At 58.7% G+C, this 20,613-nt stretch carries 16 protein-coding genes; 11 read left to right on the top strand and 5 right to left on the bottom strand.

Going from position 1 to position 20,613, the window contains the following annotated elements:
- The first annotated feature begins 117 nt into the window (after nt 1-117).
- The 11 genes from radA to EYB53_RS09825 all read left to right on the top strand — a co-directional run bounded on the left by radA (nt 118) and on the right by EYB53_RS09825 (nt 13,063).
- On the top strand, nt 118-1,482 hold the full coding sequence (gene radA, locus EYB53_RS09875; RefSeq protein WP_135478025.1) for a DNA repair protein RadA: 1,365 nt from the start codon (nt 118-120) through the stop codon (nt 1,480-1,482).
- A 22-nt stretch (nt 1,483-1,504) separates the two neighbouring features.
- A complete protein-coding gene (locus EYB53_RS09870; protein WP_135478024.1) occupies nt 1,505-2,590 on the top strand; it encodes a PIN/TRAM domain-containing protein in 1,086 nt (361 codons plus the stop codon).
- Between the two features lie 13 nt (nt 2,591-2,603).
- Complete coding sequence (gene dtd / locus EYB53_RS09865) at nt 2,604-3,056, top strand: D-aminoacyl-tRNA deacylase (RefSeq protein WP_135478023.1); 453 nt, start codon at nt 2,604-2,606, stop codon at nt 3,054-3,056.
- Between the two features lie 178 nt (nt 3,057-3,234).
- Complete coding sequence (locus EYB53_RS09860; protein ID WP_135478022.1) at nt 3,235-3,816, top strand: SpoIIE family protein phosphatase; 582 nt, start codon at nt 3,235-3,237, stop codon at nt 3,814-3,816.
- Nucleotides 3,817-3,822: 6 nt separating this feature from the next.
- Nucleotides 3,823-6,549: a GAF domain-containing protein gene (locus tag EYB53_RS09855; RefSeq protein WP_135478021.1), complete on the top strand. Its 2,727-nt coding sequence runs from the start codon at nt 3,823-3,825 to the stop codon at nt 6,547-6,549.
- A gap of 74 nt (nt 6,550-6,623) precedes the next feature.
- Nucleotides 6,624-7,379 carry a gamma-glutamyl-gamma-aminobutyrate hydrolase family protein gene (locus EYB53_RS09850; RefSeq protein WP_135478020.1) on the top strand — a complete coding sequence of 252 codons (756 nt, stop codon included), beginning with the start codon at nt 6,624-6,626 and terminating at the stop codon, nt 7,377-7,379.
- A gap of 18 nt (nt 7,380-7,397) precedes the next feature.
- On the top strand, nt 7,398-8,126 hold the full coding sequence (locus tag EYB53_RS09845) for a gamma-glutamyl-gamma-aminobutyrate hydrolase family protein (protein ID WP_135478019.1): 729 nt from the start codon (nt 7,398-7,400) through the stop codon (nt 8,124-8,126).
- 5 nt (nt 8,127-8,131) lie between these two features.
- The gene (gene murI, locus EYB53_RS09840) at nt 8,132-8,911 is read left to right on the top strand and encodes a glutamate racemase (protein WP_135478018.1); all 780 of its coding nucleotides are present in this window, start codon (nt 8,132-8,134) and stop codon (nt 8,909-8,911) included.
- Between the two features lie 42 nt (nt 8,912-8,953).
- Nucleotides 8,954-10,333, top strand: coding sequence for an LCP family protein (locus tag EYB53_RS09835; protein ID WP_135478017.1), 1,380 nt, complete (start codon nt 8,954-8,956; stop codon nt 10,331-10,333).
- A gap of 58 nt (nt 10,334-10,391) precedes the next feature.
- Complete coding sequence (locus EYB53_RS09830; RefSeq protein WP_135478016.1) at nt 10,392-11,633, top strand: M20 family metallo-hydrolase; 1,242 nt, start codon at nt 10,392-10,394, stop codon at nt 11,631-11,633.
- An 11-nt stretch (nt 11,634-11,644) separates the two neighbouring features.
- Nucleotides 11,645-13,063 (top strand): FAD binding domain-containing protein, encoded by a 1,419-nt coding sequence (locus tag EYB53_RS09825; RefSeq protein WP_135478015.1) that lies wholly within the window; start codon nt 11,645-11,647, stop codon nt 13,061-13,063.
- 80 nt (nt 13,064-13,143) lie between these two features.
- Here EYB53_RS09825 and EYB53_RS09820 read toward each other — a convergent pair whose 3' ends face one another.
- From EYB53_RS09820 to EYB53_RS09800, 5 genes are all read right to left on the bottom strand, one after another.
- A complete protein-coding gene (locus EYB53_RS09820) occupies nt 13,144-13,584 on the bottom strand; it encodes a hypothetical protein (RefSeq protein WP_135478014.1) in 441 nt (146 codons plus the stop codon).
- 211 nt (nt 13,585-13,795) lie between these two features.
- The gene (locus EYB53_RS09815; RefSeq protein ID WP_167857330.1) at nt 13,796-15,631 is read right to left on the bottom strand and encodes a sensor domain-containing diguanylate cyclase; all 1,836 of its coding nucleotides are present in this window, start codon (nt 15,629-15,631) and stop codon (nt 13,796-13,798) included.
- 16 nt (nt 15,632-15,647) lie between these two features.
- A complete protein-coding gene (gene ltaE, locus EYB53_RS09810; protein ID WP_135478012.1) occupies nt 15,648-16,676 on the bottom strand; it encodes a low-specificity L-threonine aldolase in 1,029 nt (342 codons plus the stop codon).
- 70 nt (nt 16,677-16,746) lie between these two features.
- Nucleotides 16,747-17,673, bottom strand: a complete 927-nt coding sequence (locus EYB53_RS09805) for a thioredoxin fold domain-containing protein (protein WP_135478011.1) — start codon at nt 17,671-17,673, stop codon at nt 16,747-16,749.
- 164 nt (nt 17,674-17,837) lie between these two features.
- On the bottom strand, nt 17,838-20,429 hold the full coding sequence (locus EYB53_RS09800) for an ABC transporter permease (RefSeq protein ID WP_135478010.1): 2,592 nt from the start codon (nt 20,427-20,429) through the stop codon (nt 17,838-17,840).
- Nucleotides 20,430-20,613 lie beyond the last annotated feature (184 nt).

The raw sequence follows: 20,613 nt of genomic DNA, 5'->3' as shown, positions 1-20,613 counted from the left end.
GACCTGGGGTGCGACAAAACCTGCTAGCGTTGCTGGCGGGTTTTGTCGCATCTCAAGTCGTTTCAAACAAACTTTGAACTCAATTCAACACACGATAGTGCGTGGTATAATCGACCTATGGCAAAACCACGAACCATTTTTGTCTGTCAACAGTGTGGTGCGCAGCAGTCAAGGTGGATGGGAAAATGTCCTGATTGTGACACCTGGGATAGCCTTGTTGAGCAGACTGAAATTAGATCGACAAATCGTAGCGGTGGACGCGAGAGTGGCAGTGCCGGGGTGCGCCCTGTGCGCTTGCGTGATGTGCCCGCCGGAGGGTTCCAGCGTTTGCCGGTCTACGCCGAAGAGTTCTCCCGGGTGCTCGGTGGCGGCCTGGTGCCTGGTTCGATCGTCTTGATTGGCGGCGATCCAGGAGTAGGCAAGAGTACGCTGTTGACCCAGGTGGCGGCCCATTTTGCGGCGACCACCGGCTCGGCGCTCTATGTCAGTGCCGAAGAGTCGGCTCAGCAGATTAAATTGCGCGTCGAACGCCTCGCGTTGCAGGGGGATGAACTTTTTGTCTATTCGGAGACGTCGCTCGATGTCATTCTTGACCAGATCCGCACTCTGCGCCCCGGTCTGGTGATTGTTGACTCGATTCAAACGGTCTACCTCGAAGCGTTGACCAGTGCCGCCGGGAGTGTGAGCCAGGTTCGCGAGGGGGCGCTGCGCTTGATGCAATTGGCGAAAGAGTTGGGGGTGCCCATCTTTCTTGTCGGCCATGTGACGAAAGAGGGGGCCATTGCCGGTCCCCGTGTGCTCGAACATATTGTTGATGTCGTGCTCTATCTTGAGGGTGATCGTTTTCATCAGTACCGCCTCCTCCGTGGGGTCAAAAATCGCTTCGGCTCGACGAATGAAGTCGGGGTCTTTGAAATGGGCGGCCAGGGCATGCAAGAGGTGCCGAATCCCTCGCTGATCTTTCTTGCCGAGCGGAGCCTCAATAGCCCTGGCTCGACCGTGGCCGTGATGATGGAGGGGACGCGCCCGCTGCTCGTCGAGATCCAGGCGTTAACGTCGACGACGGGGAGTGCGCAACCGCGCCGGACGACGAATGGGTTTGACCTGAATCGTCTCTTGATGCTTGCCGCCGTTTTGACCAAACGGGTGGGTTTGCCCCTTTTTAATCAGGATCTCTATGTCAATGTGGTCGGTGGGTTGCGGATTACCGAGCCTGCCGCCGATCTCGCCGTTGCGCTGGCAATTGCTTCGTCGTATCGTAATCAGCGGATTGACCCCGATCTGGTGCTGGTGGGTGAAATAGGCTTGTCTGGCGAATTGCGCACCTCTAGTCAACTCGAACGTCGTCTCGTTGAGGCGGCCAAACTCGGGTTTACAAGGGCAATTGTTCCCGCTACGGCCCAACTTGGTCAGGTAAGTGGCCTGACCGTGACGCCTGCACGCTCGTTGACCGAGGTGGTTGATTTGCTTGCACACGCCTGATACGGGTGTAGAATCGCTCCAGATGAAAGTCAGTTTGAATTTCCTGGTACGCATTGTTGGCATGCTGGGGCTCGGATATTTCGGATGGTACGTGGGTACGTCGCTCTCTAGCCCAGTGCCCAATGAATCGGAGATCTTTGCCACCCAGTTGCTCACCCTTGCCGGGGCAGGGTTGGGCCTGCTGGTGACGCCACGTCTGACGATCGACCCTTTGAAAGATCTTTTGCGTCGGTTGCGCTACGTTCCGTTGCCAGATCTCCTTGCTGTGGGTACTGGGGTGGTGCTTGGTCTCTTTATTGCGGCTCTGCTGACCTTTCCGCTGGCGAGTTTGCCATCACCCTTTAATCAGATCTTGCCTGTGATTTCAGCGTCGCTCCTGGCCTATCTTGGGGGGGCTGTCTTTGCGGCCCGTCGTCACGATCTGGGCGAGTTGCTCAAAGAGGGGTGGCGTCGTTCGATTGCGTCAACCGCATTGCCAACAACCCCTGAAGCGCCTCCCCAGCGACGGCTCCTCCTTGATACGAGTGCGATTATTGATGGCCGTATTGATGCGGTGACGCGCACTGGTTTTCTTGATGGGACGCTGCTGGTACCGATCTTTGTGCTCGCTGAATTGCAGCAACTGGCCGACTCGGCCGACGATCTGCGGCGAAGCAAGGGTCGTCGTGGGCTTGAGTTGCTCAATGAGATGCAACACCACGCGCCCTTGCCCATTGAGGTTGTCAATGTCGATGTCGAAGATCTGCAGCGAGTCGATGATAAGCTGGTTGCCCTCGCTCGTCAGTACAATTGTCCTATTATTACCAATGATTTCAATCTGAATAAGGTCGCTGCCCTCCAGGGGGTTAAGGTGCTCAGCCTCAATGTGTTGAGCGAAGCGGTTCGTTCGCTGGTGATCCAGGATCAGCGCCTGCGCGTGCTGATCCGCAATGAAGGCAATTCTCGGCAACAAGGGGTGGGCTATCTTGATGATGGTACCCCGGTGATTGTTGAAGATGCTCGCCATTTGATCGGCCAGACGACCGAGGTGCTTGTGACCCGCTTGCATCAAACCCAGTCGGGACGGCTGGTCTTTGCGACGGTGGTTGAGGAGACAACCGCAAGCTAGATGAGAAGAGACTATGCGCGCGCTGATTCAACGGGTTTCAGAGGCTTCGGTGACGGTGGAAGGAAGCGTAGTTGGGGCGATTGGCCCCGGTTTGCTGATTTTGCTTGGGGTTGGGCAAGGCGATGGCCCCGCCGAGGCGCACCTTCTTGCCGATAAGACGGCAGGCCTGCGTATCTTCAGTGATGCCGCAGGGAAGTTTAACCATTCGGTGCAGGAGATCGGCGGGAGTGTGCTCGTCGTTTCGCAGTTTACCCTCTATGCCGATACGCGCAAGGGGCGTCGCCCCAGTTTTGTGCGGGCTGCTCCCCCTGAGATAGCGCAACCACTCGTTGATGTCTATGCCGAAGCGCTGCGTGCGCTTGGTCTGACGGTCGCGATGGGGCGTTTTGGTGCGATGATGCAGGTGGCCCTGGTGAACGATGGCCCCGTGACGATTATGCTTGAAGCGCCTGTTGCGGTATCTTGAAGCCCTAAGAATCTTGTATGTGCTGACGAAAACGACCAGCTTCGCTGGCCGTTTTCGTCAGCACATACAAGGGTTTTTAGCGCACCGCCGGCTATCGGCACTCGTCACAGCGGGTGTTATAATGGCATAGAGAGCGAATTGTGTGCTGCGCCGGGATGCGTTGGCAAGGAAGACGTGCATGCAAGTAGATTGGGGTGCTGCGCTGCGCCCAAAGCTTGGTCAGAGCGTGAGTGGTGATACGTATGTGCTTGAAACCTTTGAGCCTCACGGTTTGCAGGTTGCGGTGATTGATGGGCTGGGCGGTGGTGTGCATGCTTCTGCCGCGTCGCTTGGCGCTGCAGCAGTGCTTTGCGCTAAACCTGGAAGCGATCCGATCACGCTCTTCAAGCAGGTGCATACGGCTATTCACGGTACACGTGGGGTCGTGATGGCCCTGGTGACCTTTGACTTGCTCGCACGCCATTTGAGCTTTGTGGGGGTTGGCAACATTGGTGTGCAGGTGGATAGTCAGACCCCTATCAAGCCAATCTCTAAAAATGGCATTGTTGGTCATCGCCTCCCTACGTTGCTCAGGTTCGATTATACCTACAATTTCGGCGACACCTTCGTTCTGTATAGTGATGGGGTAGAGAATAGTTTTCAGCTTGATGCCTGTGTTGAGCGCCATCGCCCGTCACAGCAGTTGGCTGATCTGATTCTCGCGAAGTATGGCAAAGAGAATGACGATGTAACGGTGGTTGTCATTCGTATCACCGAGTAAGTTGACATGGATGGTACCCTCGCAACCTGGCTTGAGCAAGAGCGTGATACCCTGTTACCACGCTGGTATGAGGTGTTGGCGCATCTGGTGCCACCTGAAGACACAGGGGCCGTTGATCAGAACCCGGTTGCGGGGGCTGCTTCCTCTCCTCAACAGCTTGATCTGGCGACGTTCTACACAACAGCTGTGCTTGCCGCAACTGGTGACCGGGCACCCTTTACGGCACAACTGACGGCCTTCTTTACGCAGAACGAGACGTCGTTTGAACTGACGACGGTGCTTCAGTTTGTGCAGCAGGTGCGCCGGATCACGTCTGAGCGGGTGCGGGCCACAGTCGCAGAACTAAAGATGGTCTTTGATCTCTTCGCGGCGCTCGATGCGCTCTTTGACGATGTGCTGCTCTGTGCGACTGAGCAGTGGTCAGCGACCAAGCGCGAGTTGATCCATGAGCACGAATTTATTGCCGAACGCCTCGATGCAGCCTCGGCGTCTGCTGATCGGCAGACGCTGCAACTCCAGGCGCTGAATGTTATTTCACGTCAACTCTCACTGACGCTTGAAGAGCATCAGTTGATTGATCGGTTGATCCAGAATCTTCAGCACTTGACGGCAATTGCCCATATTGCTCTGTGGCAGCCTGTGACTGATGCGTATGGCACGATGCTCGTGTTGCGGCAGCGTTCTGAACCGTTGGCCGAGGCTGGGGAGGATCATCAGGTTGCTGTGACGCAATCAGACGATCTGATCGTCCAGGCCTGGCAGACACGGCAGAATCAGTTTCTGCCCGTGCCCGAGGTCGGTTGCCCATGCCGATGGTTACACCCGGCTTGTGGCGTCTTGGTGTTGCCCATGATCGCCAATGAACAGGTTGTGGCACTGGTTGTGCTGCAAGATCCCGATCCATTTAATCAGATCCGTATGCAACAGGATCTGATCCAGAGCATTGTCAGCCAGACGGCGATTGCCTTGCAAAATGCGATGCTCTATAGTGAACTACGGATCCTGAACAAGGATCTCGAGCGACGGGTGGCTGACCGTACCCGTGAACTGGAAGACGAGAAGAATCGCCTTGCGACGATCTATCAAATCTCGACCGAAGTGAGTCGGACCCTCGACCTCGATGCGTTGCTGGCAACGTCGTTGCAACTGCTGGCCGAGTTGACGCATGCCGAGCATGGATCGATTATGCTGGTGGAGCCCGATGATAGTAGTTTGATGGTGACGCGGGCCGTGCTCGGGGTTATTGGTGACCCCAAAAACTATTTGCGTTTCCCGATTGGGGTTGGCATTGCAGGTTGGGTCGCCGAACATTGTGCCGGGGTGGTGATTGATGATATTAGCCAGGATGCACGCTGGGTTTCGGTTCCGGGGTTGTTTACACGGCGACGTGAAGGTGCGATGATCGCTGTCCCACTGGTGGTTCAGGATGAGGTGTTGGGTGTGCTGAGTCTGTCGCACCGCCAGGTGGGCTTTTTCCAGGAAGATCATTTGCGGATGCTCAATGCAACCGCCGGTTCGATTGCGGTTGCCGTCAAGAATGCCAATCTCTTTGCAATGATTAGTGAGGAAGCCGCTCGCCGCTTTGAGTTACTTGATCGCCAGGAGAAAGAAGCGACCCAGATTCAGGCGATCCTGCAGAGTCTCAGTGATGGCGTGATTGTCTGTGACCTGTCTGGCCGGATTCTGGTCGCGAATCCAGCGGCGGCGGCGATGTTGCATCGGAGTATTGAAGAACTGCTGCTCTGGAATCTGCACGAGATCCTGATGCGCTATATGGGCGAACGAACCCACGAATTGCCGCTGATTGAGTTGCTCGAACATCCGTTGAGCGAGGATGCGCAGCCGCGACGATTTATGGCGAGTATCAAACTCGGGGTACGTACGCTGCACCTGTTGCTCGGGCCTGTGTTGACCGAGATGAATACGTTGATCGGGGCGTTGCTGGTGCTGCGTGATGTCACGCGTGAGGTCGAAGCCGATCAGATGAAGAATGAGTTCATTGGCACGATGTCACACGAGTTGCGAACCCCGATGACCGCGATCAAGGGGTTTACGCAGTTGCTCGCAATGGATGAAATCGGGGCTCTCAATGCGACCCAACGCGAGTTTGTCACGACGGTTGATAAACATACGCAGCATATGATCAATCTGATCAATGACGTGCTCGATCTGACCCGGATTGAAGCGGGGAGTGTCGAGCTCGAGTGGCGTTTGTTGCATCTGGCCCAGGTCTTGAGTGGGGTGATGGCCGAGTTGAAGGAGCCGCTCCGTGAGCGTGGGCATAGCCTGACGATTACGATTGCCCCGCACTTGCCGCTGGTGCGTGCTGATGCGCATTGCCTGCACCAGGTGTTGTACCACCTCTTGAACAATGCGATTAAATACACGCCCCCTGGTGGGCAGATCCATGTCGAAGCCCTGGAAGCCACGCTTGCCGAACTTCCTGTCGAGGTGCGTGATCGCGTGCCCCAGGCGCAACCGTATAATCTCTTGCGCATTACCGATACCGGGGTGGGGATGGCCCCCACCGATCTTCCCCGGATCTTTGACCGGTTTTACCGTGCCGAAAATCCGCTGAAAGTCGAGGTAGGGGGCGCGGGTCTCGGCCTTGCGTTGACACGCCCACTGGTTGAATTGCTCGGGGGGCAGATCTGGGTGACGAGTGAGGTCGGGGTTGGCTCAACGTTTAGCTTTATCCTGCCTGCCGTTGCTGCTACGCATAAAATGGTATAATAAGCAGATATTGATCTATTCCGCCCTGTGGGGCAGCGTTATCTGCTGTGGCAGATGGAGGAGGAACAAGCAGTATGCAGCCTCTCATTGGCATTTCGTGTGGCACGTTTCACGACCGGGCTTGGTGCCCGCCGTCATTCGGCCATCGTCAGACCTATGTTGATGCGGTGCTTAAGGCGGGTGGCGCTCCGCTGCTGATTCCGCCCGTGCAAGACGAGCACGTCTTGCGCACCCTGTACGATCAGTTAGATGGATTGCTTCTGGCTGGTGGGGGCGATCTCTCACCTGCGTTGTATGGTGCCGAGCCCCATGAAAAATTGGGCTTGCTTGATCCGCTCCGTGATGGGGCCGAGATGCCCCTGGCTCGCTGGGCGCTCGCCGAGGGCAAGCCGGTGCTCGGGATCTGCCGGGGTATTCAGGTGCTCAATGTCGCCCGTGGTGGGACGCTCTATCAGGATATTCCCTCGGAGTTGATCACGGATTTGCAGCACGATATCTCGTATGCGCGTGAAGATTGGACCCACATGGCCCACGAGTTGCACCTGGCCCCTGATTCGCAACTGGCCTATCTGCTTGGCACCGAGCAACTGGCGATCAATTCGTTGCATCATCAGGCGGTGCGCACCATTGGCGCGGGCTTGCGTCCGGTTGGCTGGGCACCCGATGGGGTGGTCGAGGCGTTGGAGGGTACCGGGGAGGCCTTTGTCCTTGGCGTGCAGTGTCACCCCGAGGCGCTGCAGGCGCACGCTGATCCGCGTTGGCAGGCAGTTTTTGCGGCGTTTGTCGCTCGTTGTCGTGCTACGCGCCAGGTGCCGGCGCTTGCTGCCTGAACATAAGGATTGCATGGTATGAGACGACCAATCATTGGCGTCACATGTATGAATGATACGGCTGCCAGTGGTGGCCCGCTGATGGCCGTGCGCCCACAGTACCTCCGTTCGCTGGAGGCTGCCGGGGCCGTGCCATTGCTGATTCATCTCACCGATAACCTTGATCTGGTGCGGATACTCTACGAGCAGTGTATCGGCATTCTGTTGCCGGGTGGGGAGGATGTCGCCCCCATGCGCTACGGTGAGTCGCCGCTCCCCGAGCTTGGCCTGGTCGATGTGCAGCGTGATGCGGTGGAACTCGCGCTCGCCGGGTGGTGCCGCGAAGATGGCAAACCGCTGTTGGGGATCTGCCGGGGCATTCAGGTCTTGAACGTGGCCTTTGGCGGCTCGCTCTACCAGGATATCCCGAGTCAGTTGCCCGCTAGCCTTGACCATCGCTACAATACCCACCTGCGAACCTATGATGTCCTTGGACATCCGTTGCACCTTGCCACCGATAGCTGGCTGGCCCGGCAATTGCAAACGACCGAGGTCCTTGCAAATACGATGCATCATCAGGCGTTGAAGGTCGTGCCGCCTGACCTGCGGATCGTTGGGCATGCGCCTGATGGGGTGATCGAAGCGGTCGAAGGGGTCGGTGAGCCTTTTGTTGTTGGTGTGCAGTGCCATCCCGAGCATCTCTGGCAGCAGGCCGAGCCACGTTGGTTGCGTCTCTTTGAGGGTTTTGTGGCTGCCTGTCAGAACTGATGGCGATGATTGGTCTCTTTGACTCGGGTCTGGGTGGCCTGTCGGTGGCTCGTGCGGTGCGTGCGGTGCTGCCGAGGCACGATCTCATTTATCTCGCCGATAGTGCCTATTGCCCGTATGGTCCGCTTGCCACCGCGCAGGTGCGCGAACGGGCGTTGTTTTGTGCCCGCTGGCTTGTTGCCCACGGGGCGGCAGTCATCGTTGTGGCATGCAATACGGCGAGTTCGGCGGCCCTCGACGTGTTGCGCACGACCCTTGAGGTGCCGGTTGTGGGCATGGAACCGGGGATCAAGCCGGCGGTTGCGGCTACCCGGACGGGCAAGGTGGCTGTGCTGGCGACGAGTGGGACGCTGCAGGGCGACCGTTTTGGCCGCCTCGTCGAGCAATTTGCGCATGGGGTAACGGTGCGTACCGTCGCGTGTCCGGCGATGGTTGATCTGGTCGAGGCAGGGTTATTACGCGGCGATGATGCCGAGGCAGTTGTGCGCGGCTATGTGGCCCCTTTGCTTGCTGATGGGGTGGATACGTTTGTCCTCGGGTGTACCCACTTTCCGCCGCTGGCCCCGGTGATCGCGACGGTGGCCCCTGAGGCTACGCTGATTGATACTGGCCCGGCCGTGGCAGCCCAGACGGCCCGTGTGGTGGCAAAGCTCGATCTTGCGCCTGGTTCGGGGCGGGTGCAGGCCTTTACCACTGGTGACCCCGCCTTGATCCGCCCGGCCCTGTGGCGTATCTGGGGCGAAACGATTGATGTTGCGCAGGCTCTGCAGGGCACTATCACCTGATTGTTGGCTTGCCTTCAGCATGGATCTGCTACAATAGCACCTATGAGCAAGCAAACAACAGTGTTACCCGAACGCCAGCAACGTGTCGCTCAACCGGCGCAGTCGCGTCCACCTCGCCCTACCTTCTGGTCGCGTGTGCGGCTGTGGCTCGGTCTGGGGCTTGGGTTGGTGCTGCTGGTGGTCGGGGTGATCTACTGGCAGATTTTCAGCCTGTCGCAGGCGATAACGGTGCCCGATGCCCGCCCCAATGCGCCGCTTGCCTCACCGCTGATGGGGGCGAATCTGCTGATCATTGGCACCGACGAGCGCCCAGGCTTCCCGCAAGAGGGGGTTCGTGGCGATACCTTGATGCTGGCTCGGCTTGATCCGGCGGGGCGCTGGGTATCATTGCTCTCGATACCGCGTGATAGTCAGGTTGCCATTCCGGCGGTGGGCCTCGATGTCACCAAGATCAATGCCGCTTATGGACAGGGCTACGCCGGGGCGACCCGTCTCTACGGTGACGCCACCACGCCGCAGCAGGGCGGGATGGCACTGGCCGCCGAGACAGTCGAGGCGTTGTTGCAGTTGCGTGAGCGCAACATGCGGGTTGATTTTGTGGCGACGGTCAACTTTGCTGGCTTTGCCCAGATCATTGATGCGCTCGGTGGGGTCATGATTGATGTCCCTGCGCGCCTGGTTGATGAAGCGTATCCAACTGATGATTTTGGGGTGATGCGCGTCGAGTTTGCCCCGGGGCCGCAAAAGATGGATGGAGCCACGGCGCTGATCTATGCGCGTACGCGCCATCAGGATAGCGACTTTGGCCGGGCGCAGCGCCAACAGCAGGTTGTGCAGGCGATCCTGCAGGAAGTGCGTGAGCGCGGTGTGCTTGGGCAGGTCGTGACGTTGCCGGCCCTGGTGCGCGCGGTTGATGGCAGCGGTGATGGGATTCCGCCAGTGGTGACAACGTTGCCGGTGGCGCGCCTCGATGTATTGTTTGCGCTGGCGAGTCTGGCGGCGACGGTTGAGCCTGGCGCAATTGGGCAGTTTGGGCTTGGCCCTGCGCACCTTGCCGCAACCAATGGGACGAACCTGATCTGGGATCAGGCGGCGGTTCAAGGTTTGCTTGATGCCTGGCAGCAACGCCCAGTTGAAGTGGTCGAAGAAGTCGATGTGCAGGTCTTTAATGGCACTGATGTGCCTGGCCTGGCTCGTCTGGTCAGCCTCGATCTCGAGCAAGCGGGCTTCCGTATGCTTCCCGCAGCAAATGCCCCCCTTGTTGGTGAACAGACCAGGGTGTATCATACAGGCGGTGCGCCGACAACAAGCCGTCGTGTGGCTCAGACGCTCAAGGCGCGTCTGGTGAATGGGCCACTGCCCGAAGGTGTGGCGAGCACTGCGCCGGTGGTGGTGGTGCTGGGAACCGATGCGGTGCGCTAGGTCAAAGTAGAAGCCTGTGTTACAATAGCGCTGGCATCACCTTTTTTCGAGTAGCCATATGGAACTGATTATTGATGCACAGGCGCTCGGGGCTGATCTCGACGCGCTGGCGGCCTATTCAGATGATGAACCTCCGGGTGTGACCCGTCTGGTCTATGGCCCGGCTGATCTGCGTGCGCGGGCCTATCTGCGTCAGCAGTGTGACGAGGCCGGTCTGGTTGTGCGCGAAGATGGCCTGGGCAATCTCTTTGCCCGCTGGCCCGGGAGTGACCCCGACTTGCCTGCGGTCGCGAGTGGTTCGCATATTGATGCGCTGCCCCATGCAGGCCGTTTTGATGGTACCGTGGGCGTCGTTGGGGCGCTTGAAGCTTTGCGCGCGCTGCGGCGGGCGGGCTTTCAGCCTCGGCGCTCGCTGGAAATGATCCTCTTTACGAGTGAAGAACCGACCCGGTTTGGCTTGGGATGTCTGGGCAGTCGGGCGATGATCGGGGCGCTTACGCCTGACCAGTTGCGCCAGTTGCGTGATGGGCAGGGACGGAGCCTCGATGAATGGCGAACCAGCGCTGGTTTTACAGCACCGCTCGAAGTGGTTGCGCTGGCACCTGGGGCTTATGGTGCGTTTGTTGAATTGCATATTGAGCAGGGGCCTTTGTTGGAAGTTGAGGGCCTGCCGATCGGGGTGGTACGGGCGATCGCCGCACCAGCAGCGCTGCGCGTCGTGATTAGAGGGCAGAGTGGTCATGCCGGATCTGTCCTGATGCTCGAGCGGCGCGATGCGCTGCTGGCCGGGGCTGAACTGGCGCTGGCGGTTGAAGCTGCCGCCCTTGGCACGGGAAGCCGCGATACGGTTGCAACCACTGGCATTTTTACGATTGGTCCTGGTGCCGTCAATGCGATCCCGAATGTGGCGACCCTTGAGATTGATGTGCGCGATATTGACCTTGAACGCCGCGACCAGGTATTGCAGGCGATCAAGGCTTCGACCGAAGCAATCTGTGCCCGTCGTCACGTCACCTATGATCTGATTGAACTCAATGCCGACCCGCCTGCTACCTGTGATCCGGCGGTGGTCGAGACGATCATCAAGGTGTGTGATCGCATCGGTCTCCCCCGGCTGATCATGATCAGTCGTGCCTATCATGATAGCCTCTTTATGGCCCGCATCTGCCCGACGGCGATGATCTTTATTCCGAGTCGTGGCGGTATTAGCCATCGTTCTGACGAGTATAGCGATCTTGATCAGATTGGCCAGGGCGTGGCGGTGCTTGCCCATAGCCTGGCTGCCCTCAGCCATGCGTAGAGACAAAGCTTATGTGGAAGACCTACTATCAGCCGCACACGCTTGATGAGGCGCTGGCCCTGGTCGCCTCGCTGCCCGAGGCACGGGTGATTGCCGGTGGCACCGATGTTCTGGTTGAACTGGATCACGGGGTGCGCCCGACGACAACTTTGGTTGATTTGACCCGGATCGAGGCGCTGCGTTACGTGCGCGAAGAGGCGGGCCAGGTGCGGATCGGTGCCCTGGCGACGCACAACGATATTGTGGCTTCGGCGCTTTGTGTGCACAGGGCGTTGCCGCTGGCGCAGGCGTGTCTTGAGGTTGGTGCGCCGCAGATCCGGGCGCGTGGGACGGTTGTCGGCAATCTGGTCACGGCTTCGCCGGCCAATGATACGATTACGGCGCTGACGGCCCTTGGGGCTGAGTTGGTGGTATGTGGACGTGATGGCGAGCGTCTGATCCCAATCGAGGCGTTTTATACCGGTGTCCGACGCACCGTGTTGCGTCCCGGTGAACTGCTGCGCGAAGTGCGCGTGCCGATGCTCGCGCCGCATCAGCGGGGCGTGTTTCTCAAGCTTGGGTTGCGGCGTGCGCAAGCGATAGCCGTGGTCAATGTGGCGGTTGTGCTTGACCTGGTGGCCCCGCTTGATGAGCAAGGGCTAGTTGTTACCAGCGCGAAGATCGCGCTCGGCTGTGTCGCCCCGACGATTGTGCGGGCCACTGCCGCCGAAGCAGCGCTTGCGGGTCAACCATTGCAGCGTGACCAGATGCCAGGCGTGGCTCGGCTGACCTTGCAGGCGATGGCTCCGATTGACGATGTCCGTGGTTCGGCTGCGTATCGCCGCACCGTCGTGGTCGGCCTCGTTGAGCGTGCGCTGGAGCGGCTAGCGACCGGTACGCATGCGGCTGACTGGCCTGCCTCGCCGGTTTTGTTGAGCACCGTGGCCCCAGAACCAGTGGCGACCAGCGGGGAACCGCTGGTTCCGCTTGCGCAGGTCGAGGCGATCGTGAACGGAAGAGCGGTGCGCTTCTCGCCGCACAAAACCCTGCTTGACGCCTTGCGGGAAGATATGCAGCAAACAGGCACCAAAGAGGGGTGTGCCGAAGGCGAATGTGGTGCGTGTACCGTCTGGCTTGACGGGCAAGCGGTGATGAGTTGCCTGGTGCCTGCCGGTCAGTCGCATGGGCGTCACGTCACGACGATCGAAGGGTTGGCGGCGACAGCCCCTGACGGCCAGCTTTTTCACCCCTTGCAAGCGAGCTTTATTGCCGAGGGTGCGGTTCAGTGTGGCTACTGTATCCCGGGGATGCTGATGGCCGGGGCGAAACTCCTCAACGAACATCCTACCCCGGATCTGGCGCAGATCCAGGCCGCGTTGAGTGGCAATCTGTGTCGCTGCACCGGGTATCGCAAGATCATTGCCGCCGTGCAGGCGGCGGTCTCGACTTGAGCAGGGCTACCGCAGATCACAGATGTTCAGATCACAGAAGGACAGCCCTGCTGTCCTTCTGTGATCTGAACCGCCATAGCTTATACGAGGTGTGAATAATCAGCCTGATCTTCGGGGGCGTGGTCAATCGTGGCGAGCGAGCCAGTGATCGCATCTTCGAGGAGGGTTGAAGCAATGGGCAGGATCGGCACCAGGGCTAGATTGTAGACCTCGGCGGCCTGACCCTGCAGGCGCAGAACCTTTTGCCCAAAGAAGAGCAAGAGGGGGAGTGAAGCGGGGATCAACCCGAGCACAATTGCGCGTGGGAGCCACCGCTCGCGTGGCATCTGGCCGATCAGGGCTTCGCCTGCGGTAACGATAGTCGTAGTATGCAAGAGGAGCCGCATATGCTCGGGAGTACCCTCGTTGCGGAGGCTGAGGTAGGGAATTTTTGGCCAGAACTGCTTGCTGTTGCCATGCAAAATGACCATGACGACCATATTCGCGAGGACATAGCCAGCTTTGCGAAGAAAATTGTGCATCGTTGCAACTCCTGATCATCTGTTATGCCGCACACTACGGCACGTAAAGATATGATGTCGTAACACGTTCGGTAGGCGACACACTGGCAGTGATTATACGACCTACAGCGCGTTGTTCGGTGAAGATCTGCTTACGTTGAATGAAGGTCTACGAACCTGATGGATGATACGGACACCTTGCGTTTCCTTGGAGAAGGGTGAACACGTACGATCAGGCGTCGCGGTAATAGTAGGTCTGGTTGCGCCCGGCATTTTTGGCTTCATAGAGGGCTTTATCGGCTTGGTCAAGCAAGAGTTCAATGGTTCCGGTGATGCCAACGTCAAATGAGGCGACGCCGACACTGATACTGGTTGCGACTGGCCCGGCTGCGGTCAGAATGGGTTGGCTGGCGATAACCTGGCGCAAGCGGTCACCGGCGATGCCCGCATGGGCGAGATCCGTTTCGGGCATCAGCACAAGAAACTCTTCGCCGCCATAGCGTCCAAAGACATCAACCTCGCGCAGGGTTGTTTTGCAGCGTGCCGCAATATGTTGCAACACCTCGTCGCCTATGCTATGGCCATAGGTGTCGTTGATCTGCTTGAAATAATCGGCGTCAAGCATCAGCAGGCTCACCGGGCGTTTATAGCGCATCGCTCGTTCAAGCTCGTAGCGAGCCTCTTCAAAAAAGTAACGTCGATTCGCGATCCCGGTCAATTCATCAATGGTGGCGAGCGCTTCCACCTGGTTGAAGAGATAGGCCTTTTGCATCGCGATGGCGGCAGTGGCGGCCAGTGTCTCGATGGTGGTCAGGTCACTCGCATCATACATATTGGGCTCGAGTGAACGAATACTCAGGGCCCCAATGGTTGTTTCCCCAACCTGCAAGGCCACCGCAAGCAACGAACCCGAGGGATGCTCAATGACCGTTCTTGGCTCGGTGAGCGGTACCTGCTCGGTCATCGCGGCACTGCTGGTAATGCGCAAGGCCATGCCGGTTTGCACGATATAGCTGAGCAGACTCTGGTCGAGGCATTGGCGAAAGACCGCTACTCGTTCCTCTTGCTGGACAAGATAGACATACTCTAGTTCGCGTGTGGCCCGATCAAAGTGCACGATGGTACAGATATCACAGGCAACCAGCTCGGTGATCGCTTCGTGGATGGCAACATAGAGTTGTTCAAGATCGGCGGCTGCGCCGAAACTGAGACTTGCCTTGTAGAGCAGGGCACGCCGCTCGGACTCGCGCACCACGGCATGGTAGCGGCGTGCATTTTGCAGCGCAACCCCTGCCTGGCGGCTAATAATCTCGAGTAGTTCGAGATCACGTTCGTTGAAAGGAGTTTTATTGGTCGTCCGATAAAGGTTTAGGGTGCCCATGATCTGATTGCTGGCTATAATGGGCACTGCAATCACGCTCCAGACGCCCTGGGCGAGCAATTCAGGAATAGCTCGCGGCTCGGCGGCATATCTATTATTGAGGAAGGGCTGGCCCGTATCAATCATCTCCCAGATGATCCCGGTGCCACGATGCACCGGTTGCTTGAGAATAGGTGCCGTGATGCCAAAGACATAGCTTGGCAATAGCCGATCGCGCTGGCGATCATAGATCGGCATCGAGCCTGCATCAGCCTTGAGCAGATCAATCGAGAGGCAGACAACCTGTTCGAGGATCTGGTCTATATCGAGGGCGCTACTGATAATAAGTGAGACTTCACGAAGGTTATGCTCACGGGCATAGACTGCTTGCTCGACCAGCCATCCCTTGAGGATCAGCAGGGTGCCGTCAAAGTTACCCTGAGTATCATAGAGTGGTACTGGCTGGAGCGCTAATTCACACTCGCAATCACCAAATGAAAAGGTGATGGTTCCGCTCAGGGTTGCTTGTTCGGGCAACCCGAGGATCTGACGCACGGGCCGACCAGGCAAGAGGCTGTCAGGGTCGAGTGCTGTCTGGATTACGCCACTTGCCGTGATCAGGCAATCGTCAGCATCAAGTAGCAGCGCAGCCTCGGAGAGTTGCGCGACAACGGGAGCCCAGATCTGGGCGGAACCTGTCATGGTCATCGATATACACCCTGGGTTACGGTTTGAGTACGGCACGAACAGCGTTGATCGCTGTGTGTATATCTTCCTCGCCAATACCATAATGGGTGACGGCACGAATGGTCGTGCCACCCATACTGATCATCAACACACCATGGCTACGCAGGCTCTTCAGGAAGCTACTCGCATCCATCGCCGTCACTTCAAAGCGCACAATCGCGGTCTGAACCAGGCTGCGATCAAGTGTCAGCCCGGGGAGATCAGCAAGACCTTCGGCCAGGAGGCGGGCATTGGCATGATCTTCGGCAAGGCGATCGACCATCTCGGTCAACGCAACTAGCCCGGCGGCGGCAATGACCCCTGCCTGACGCATACCGCCTCCCAGTATTTTTCGTACCCGGCGTGCCTTGCTGATGAAAGAGGTTGTTCCCGCAAGAACTGAGCCAACCGGTGCCGCAAGACCTTTTGAAAGGCAGAATTGTACGCTATCAGTATAGCGGGTAAGTGTACGAACTTCAACACCTAGCGCAATGGCGGCATTAAAGATACGAGCACCATCAAGATGCAAAGGGACTTCAGCCGCCTGTGCGGCCTGGTATGCGGCTTCCATAGCATGGACTGGTACAACCGTGCCTCCACAGCGATTGTGCGTATTTTCCAGGCAAAAGACGCCGGGCGGGGCACGGTGGGGATCGTTGAGCGTGACCAGGGCCTTCTGAACGGCGTCGAGCGGCAGACTGCCGTCGTGTGCTGTTGGCAGGGTATGATAGATAAGCCCGCCGAGTGCCGAGGCCCCGCCAGCTTCGTAGTAGTAAATATGGCTCTCATCGCCGCAAATCACCCGCTGACCGCGCTGCGCATGCGCAAGCAGCGCGGCCAGGTTGCCCATTGTTCCGCTGGGCACCAGCATGGCCGCTTCTTTGCCGACCATCTCGGCAGCTAGCGTCTCAAGCTGGTTCACCGTCGGGTCTTCACCATAGACATCATCACCAAGCTCGGCGACGTTCATCGCGGCACGCATCGCAGGACTGGGCAGGGTGACGGTATCGCTCCGCAGGTCGATCATAGGGATTCTCTTCTTTTCTTGGGCTACCTGAAAAACGCCGCTACCTCAGGCTGCGTTCTTCACAGGGCGACTATTCACTAGGAGGGGTAATCGGTTCTCCAGCAACAAGCTGAGCCAGGGCGGGTTCCAGTTCGGCAAACGTGAGGCCACCTTCATACCGGGCTTGAATGATGCCATTGGCATCAACCAGGAACGTCCACGGCTCGGTACGCAGCTTCCAGTCGCGCATCGATGGGACAAACCGTTGGGCCTGGAAGTTTTCGCCAAACGGATAGGCATACACTTCGACGTGAATGAAATTGATGCTGCCTTTATACTGGTCTTTCAGTTGCTTGAGCACCATCTGATTGGGCGCACAGACGGCTGTCTGGCAATAACCAGGGGTCGAAAAGGCGACGACAAAGGGTTGTCCGGCTGCAATCGCCTCACTGATCGTCATCTGGTAGAGATCGGCGTCAGGTCGCGCATCTGACGTCAAGCGGGTGAGATCGGGTTGATCGCGGATCGTCAGGTTGTTGGTCGGGATAGCTGCCATGCCGACCGCAGGTACCTGTGGTTGGGCGAGCACATCGAGGCGTAACCGTGAGACAATCGGCTCACCTTCAGCCTGAGGTAGCGTAATCTCGACGCCCCATGCTCCGGGCTGATCAAAGGTCGCGTAGCCTACATAGAGACCAAAGGGGAGGCCCTCGCCACGATAGACAGCGGTTGACTCGCTGCGCACTTCCGCCGAGTTGTCGCCATCGAGGTAGAAGAACCGCATCGGAAGGCTCAGTTCGGGATCGTTGATCGGGCTGCCATCCTGCAACACTCCCACAGCGATACGGTTTGGCCCGGGGGCTAGTTCTGACAGCGCCAGGACTGGTACCATCGCCCCCTGACTTCGCGAAGGGGTTGTTGGGTTGCTCGCAGGCGTGGCCGTCTGCCCACAGCCTGTGAGCAAACCCAGCACAAGCAACGTCAGCACGAACATACGGATGGTGGTGGATGTGGTCATACGTTCTGCTCCAACTAAGACCGGCCTTTTTAGGGCGGCAGCCCTTCAACCGGGTTGTCACGTTGGTGCTATTGGCCAGCGAAACTGGCCAATAGCACCAACGTACAAGCAATCCTTGGGGGCCGGAGGCCCACCCTGCATTATAGCAGGATGGGCCAGACTTGCTACTCTTCACGGAGGGCGAGAGCCGGGTTGGTACGACTCATTTTATGTGCGGGGTAGATTCCGGCCAGGATGGCGGCGATCAGTGAGACGAAGAGGGCTTGGAGAAATAAGGCCGGGTCGACCGCGAGATCAAGCGTCCAGCCAAAGGAACGCTGGTTGATGACATAGACAAGGATCAACGCCAGGATAAACCCAAGCGGGGCGGCAAAGAGGCCCGCGGTGAGGCCCATCAGGCTGGTTTGCCCCAAAACGACCCCCCAGAGTTGCCCTGGGGTCAGGCCGTTGGCGCGCAAGACGGCCAGTTCACGGGCGCGTTCGAGTTGCAAGGCCATCAGCGAGCTCAAAATGCCAATAAAGGCGACAATTGTGGCGAGTACTTGCAGCACGGCGGTGATCGCAAAGGTGCGGTCGAAAATGGCGAGCGTGCCTTCGCGCAGGCTCACGTTTGAGCCAATATTGAGTAAGGGCGGTGCCGTACCATCGGGATTGGGTGTGGCGACGGCCGCGCGGAGCCGGGTTACCAGTTCGTCAACCGGTACGCCCGGTGCGGCGTAGAGCGCTAGCGACGAGATGGTCGTATCGTCCCAGTTGGCTTGATAGGTTGCGTAGTGCATCCGAATGACGCCACGATCCGAGGTGTAGTCATAGTAGACGCCGGCAATCGGAAAGTCGCGTAGCCCACGATCCGTGCGGAGGCTCAGTTGATCGCCGCGGTTCAGGCCCGTCCGAAATGCGAGTGGCTCAGAGATCAGGATGGCCCCGTTTTCCCAGGCGAACCAGGTCGCGGCATCGCCCCCGACTTTGAAGCGCAGGTAGTCGCGTCCGCGCTCACCTTCAGCATCAATCGCGATCACCGTCGTCGGCCCGGTTGGGGTGTCAATTTGCACACTACGCATCCGCGTCGCTGCTCCGACCCCTTCGACGCTAGTCAGCAAGGCAATCTGGGCTGGCTCGAGCGCCGTATCAACCCGATTGGCGGTGGCACCTGGGGCGGCCACGTAGATATCCGCCCCGAGGCTCTGCTCGAGCCAGACGATGACAGTTTGGCGAAAGCTGCCGACCATCAGACCGACCCCGATGGTTACGCTGACGGCAATCATCAACGCTGCCACGGCCACTGCGGTACGCGAGAGCGTTGCCTCTACATCGCGGGCGGCCATCCGCCCGAGCAAGCCAAAGACCCTGCCGAGTGCAGGACGCACGAGCCGCATCATTGCTACCGTCAGCAAGGGGGTCAACAGGGCCGTGCCAATGATGATCGTAAAGAGGGCGGCAAAGGCGAGATAGAGCCCGCCAAGTTGCTGATTGATCCCGGCAGGCCAGAAGAGCAAAGCTGTGCCAAGGGCAAGCATCACCAGGCCAATCAGGGCGAGCAGGGGCACCATGCGACGGGCGCGCTCTTCGACGCTTGAGCGACGCAAGACGGTGCGTGGCGGGGTCAGCATCGCCTCGAAGGCAGGCACCGCCGCCGACGCAAGCGTCGCAACAACGCCGAGCACAAATCCCTTGAGCAGCACCAGCGGATCAAGGCTGAGGCTGCGTACCGTCACCACAAAATAGAGATCATTGATCGTCTGGGTCACTAGGCCGACCAGACCACGCCCCAGGATGGTGCCCAGCACCAGGCCAGCGAGCGAGCCGATGATGCTGATCGCAAACGCCTCGCCGAGCACCAGGGTCGCGACCTGGCCCCGTGTGACGCCGACGCACCGTAGCGTACCCAAGAGCATCCGGCGCTGGACAACACTAAAGGTGATCGTATTGTAGATCAGGAACATTCCAACAATCAGGGCCAGCAGACTCAACGCCGTCAGGTTGAGTTCAAAAGCGCGGGTCATCTGTTCGAGGGCGTTGGTTCGGGAGGCTGCGGGCACCAGATCGGCCCCTGGTGGCAGAATAGCTTCGATGCGTGCGAAGGCCGGATCTTCTTCACCCAGAATCAGATCAATCCGACTGAGTTGACCCACGACACCGAGCAATTCCTGGGCCGTCGCAAGATCAGCCACAACAAGACCCTCGAGCGCCCGACGGCTTAGGTCATCGGAAGGTTCAAGGACACCGACCAACTGAAGATCGACCGTACGCGACCCAATGCGCATGACCAGGGTGTCACCGGGGGAAAGGCCGGCGCGTTGGGCTGTTTCTGCCGCGAGCAGTACGCCGTTGGGCGTCGCAAGCAAGCCCACCAGTGACGTGCCATCGCCCGCAGTCCCGCCGTCAGGGGCCAGATACGACCGAAAGGGGGCCTCGGCCAGCGGATCAATCCCCAGCAATTGCACCGTCTGATCGTCCAGCGCAGGTAACTGAGCATAGCCCTCGACGACCGGTGCCGAGGTGCGGATGCCAAGGTCAACCCTGAGTTGCCGATAGAGCTCATCGTCAAGCCCTGAGGGGCCACCGATAATCTGATGGCTAGCCCGCCCGGTGACACTCTCGGTGCTCAACGCAAAAGCGCGTGAGGCACTGGCATTGGCCAGATCGATGGCAACCACCACCGCGACGCCCAGGGCCACCCCGAGCAGGCAGAGCCCGAATTGCCACGGATGGCGGAGCAAATAGCGCAGCGACGTGCGCCACAAGAGAGGGGACATAGAGCAGGTGTTCTCTAGGCTGGCGCAAACAGCCAGCATCCAGCATAGGTGTGTATCGCCCCAGGCTCCGAGCAAGAGGCCATATATGCAGCATACCACTATTTCTACATGCGTTGTTGTGCTACAATGGCATGTTAGATAGTTCTCGAAGCAAGCGACTTCGGGCCGTACCTTCGCTGATGAC

Origin of the sequence: Candidatus Chloroploca mongolica (genome assembly GCF_004762035.2) — a bacterium.
Taxonomy (GTDB): domain Bacteria; phylum Chloroflexota; class Chloroflexia; order Chloroflexales; family Chloroflexaceae; genus Chloroploca; species Chloroploca mongolica.
The sequence above is the reverse complement of the archived record's forward strand: the minus strand, read 5'-3'. Positions and strand labels throughout refer to the sequence as shown.

Bases quoted from the DNA above. Each gene is read 5' to 3' on its own strand.
- radA (WP_135478025.1), top strand. From the start codon at position 118: ATGGCAAAACCACGAACCATTTTTGTCTGTCAACAGTGTGGTGCGCAG.
- EYB53_RS09870 (WP_135478024.1), top strand. From the start codon at position 1,505: ATGAAAGTCAGTTTGAATTTCCTGGTACGCATTGTTGGCATGCTGGGG.
- dtd (WP_135478023.1), top strand. From the start codon at position 2,604: ATGCGCGCGCTGATTCAACGGGTTTCAGAGGCTTCGGTGACGGTGGAA.
- EYB53_RS09860 (WP_135478022.1), top strand. From the start codon at position 3,235: ATGCAAGTAGATTGGGGTGCTGCGCTGCGCCCAAAGCTTGGTCAGAGC.
- EYB53_RS09855 (WP_135478021.1), top strand. From the start codon at position 3,823: ATGGATGGTACCCTCGCAACCTGGCTTGAGCAAGAGCGTGATACCCTG.
- EYB53_RS09850 (WP_135478020.1), top strand. From the start codon at position 6,624: ATGCAGCCTCTCATTGGCATTTCGTGTGGCACGTTTCACGACCGGGCT.
- EYB53_RS09845 (WP_135478019.1), top strand. From the start codon at position 7,398: ATGAGACGACCAATCATTGGCGTCACATGTATGAATGATACGGCTGCC.
- murI (WP_135478018.1), top strand. From the start codon at position 8,132: ATGATTGGTCTCTTTGACTCGGGTCTGGGTGGCCTGTCGGTGGCTCGT.
- EYB53_RS09835 (WP_135478017.1), top strand. From the start codon at position 8,954: ATGAGCAAGCAAACAACAGTGTTACCCGAACGCCAGCAACGTGTCGCT.
- EYB53_RS09830 (WP_135478016.1), top strand. From the start codon at position 10,392: ATGGAACTGATTATTGATGCACAGGCGCTCGGGGCTGATCTCGACGCG.
- EYB53_RS09825 (WP_135478015.1), top strand. From the start codon at position 11,645: ATGTGGAAGACCTACTATCAGCCGCACACGCTTGATGAGGCGCTGGCC.
- EYB53_RS09820 (WP_135478014.1), bottom strand. From the start codon at position 13,584: ATGCACAATTTTCTTCGCAAAGCTGGCTATGTCCTCGCGAATATGGTC.
- EYB53_RS09815 (WP_167857330.1), bottom strand. From the start codon at position 15,631: ATGACCATGACAGGTTCCGCCCAGATCTGGGCTCCCGTTGTCGCGCAA.
- ltaE (WP_135478012.1), bottom strand. From the start codon at position 16,676: ATGATCGACCTGCGGAGCGATACCGTCACCCTGCCCAGTCCTGCGATG.
- EYB53_RS09805 (WP_135478011.1), bottom strand. From the start codon at position 17,673: ATGACCACATCCACCACCATCCGTATGTTCGTGCTGACGTTGCTTGTG.
- EYB53_RS09800 (WP_135478010.1), bottom strand. From the start codon at position 20,429: ATGTCCCCTCTCTTGTGGCGCACGTCGCTGCGCTATTTGCTCCGCCAT.